General features: G+C 72.0%; 1 protein-coding gene. It reads right to left on the reverse strand.

Translation table 11 applies throughout. The features are described from left to right. Positions 1-2,127: cell wall-binding repeat-containing protein (locus HMPREF3099_RS04075; protein WP_070704309.1), on the reverse strand; the 2,127-nt coding region annotated here is incomplete at its 3' end. Positions 2,128-2,315: the final 188 nt, after the last annotated feature.

Here is a 2,315-nt window from a genome sequence, read left to right on the forward strand (position 1 = left end):
CACGGTGGTGGAGACGGCGGACGGGCCACCGATGATGGCGGTGTGCTGGGTCGGCGCGGCCTTGACGAAGCTGTTCACCACGGCCGGCAGGCGGTTGTCGCGGGTGAGCAGCAGCGGGCTGTCCTTGCTGGCCGCCAGCGCGCCGCCGGTCAGGGCGTCCGGGTAGTCCATGCCGGAGGCGACGAAGGTCCACTGGTGCTTGCCGAACTTCTTGGCGATCTGCACCGAGGTGGCGTAGCGGTCCGCACCGGCGAGGCGCGAGGTGGCGCCCAGCTTCGAGGCCACGGTGTTGCTCACGGCGGCGGGACCACCGAGCACCACGACCTTCTTCGCCGCCGCGTTGTCGGCAGCCTGCTGCGTCACGGGGGCGACCTTGGTCGGACGCGTCAGCAGCACGGGCGCGTCCTGGGAGCCGGCCAGGGCCGAGCCCGCGAGGGCGTCGGCGTAGGCGGAGTCGTCACCGGAGGCGACGTACAGGGTGTTCACGCCCTTGCCGAAGCGCTTGACCACGTTGGCGCTGGTCTCGTAGCGGTTGGCGCCACCGATGCGCTCGACCGCCAGGCCCTTGGCCTTCAGCTGGGAGGCCACCTTGGCGGAGATGGCCTTCTCGCCACCCACCAGCACGACCTTCTTCGCCTTCAGGGAGGAGAGCGCCTTGGCCGTGGAGGCCGGCACGCGGTCGGTGCGGGTCAGCAGCACGGGGGCGTCCTTGCCGCCGTCCGGCATCGACCGGGCCCGGGTGTGGGCCGCGGAGCCGGCGGACATGGCGTCGGCGAAGCCCTGGCCGGAGGCCATGAAGACGGTGTCGGCCGTCTTGCGGTCCTTGAGGGCCAGCTTGGCGGCGGTCTCGTAGCGGTCGGCCCCGCCGATGCGGATCAGGTCGCGCCCCGGCTCGGGGTCGGTCAGCAGGCGCTGCACGTTGAGGAGCAGGTTCGGGGAACCCTTGACGTTGCTGATCTTGTCGACCGCGGCGGCGTCCAGGATGGCCTTCTTGACCTGGGCCGGGGTGGCCTGCGGGTGCTTCTCCAGGTACAGCGCGCCGGCGCCCGCCACGTGCGGCGAGGCCATGGACGTGCCGGACATGGTCTGGTGGGCGTCGTCCGCGCCGTGGCCGGCCGACACGATGTCGCTGCCGGGGGCCAGGACGTCGACGCACGTGCCGAAGTTGGAGAACGACGACATCGAGTCGGTGCGGTCGGTGGAGCCGACGTTGAGGCCGGCCTTGCCGTTGCCGGGGGCGTAGTCGCAGGCGTCCTCGCTCTCGTTGCCGGCGGCCATCGCGATGAACACACCAGCGTCCTCGAGGCGGGAGAGCGCCGCTGCCTCAGCGGGGTCCTCGCCGGGCTGGGTGCTGCCCAGGCTCATGTTCATCACGGACGGGCCCTTGGCCTTCGAGGCGATCCAGTCGATGCCCGCCATCGTGCCCCGCGAGTCGCCGAAGCCGTCACAGTCCAGGACGCGCACCGGCGTGACGGTGGCTCCCTTGGCCACGCCGTACTGGGTGCCCAGAGCCGTGCCGGCCACGTGCGTGCCGTGGCCGTGGCAGTCCGTGGTGCCCATGCCGTCGTCGATGACGCTGTGGCCGGGCTTGATGCGCCCCTTGAAGTCCGTGTGGGTGGAGCGCAGGCCGGTGTCGAGCACGAAGACGTTCACGCCCGAACCCGTCGACGGGTAGGTGTACTTGGCGTCGAGCGGGAGGTCCTTCTGGTCGATGCGGTCCAGACCCCACGAGGGCGGGGTGGACTGGGTGCCGGTGACCCGGTACTCGCGGTTCTCGCTCACCAGGGCGACGCTCGGGTCGGCCTCGAGCTGGGCCACCTGCTCGGCCGTGAGCTCGGCGGAGAAGCCGCCCAGCGTGCGGTAGGTCTGCGCGGCCTCGATGCCCGTGGCCTCGATGCGCCGGACGGCGGCATCCGTGTGGGCCTGGGCGGCTGCCTTGCCGGACGCGGTGTGCAGGCCGCCGGCCTGGGCCACCTTGGCCGGCTGCTGGAGCATCACCACGTACTCGGCCTTCTCGGCCTGCTGGTCGCTGGCGCCGCCGGTGGCGACGGCCGCCGGGGCCGCGCTCAGCGAGAGACCGACGATGCCCAGGGCCCCAACGGCCTGGCGCGAAGCGTTGTTGATCACGAAACTTCCCCTCTGTGTGTCAGGCACCTGCCGCTGCCGGCCGGTCGGCCGCGGTCAGCGGGGGAGGATCCCCCGTCCCGAGGACGCAACCTAGCCCCCGGCGGCATGACATTCAACACGCTCCCGCCCGTCCGGCAACGGCTCCATCCGGGGTATGACGGAGGGCCCCGACCACGGTGTGGTCGGGG

This window comes from Kytococcus sp. HMSC28H12 (genome assembly GCF_001816045.1).
Taxonomy (GTDB): Bacteria; Actinomycetota; Actinomycetes; order Actinomycetales; family Dermatophilaceae; genus Kytococcus; species Kytococcus schroeteri.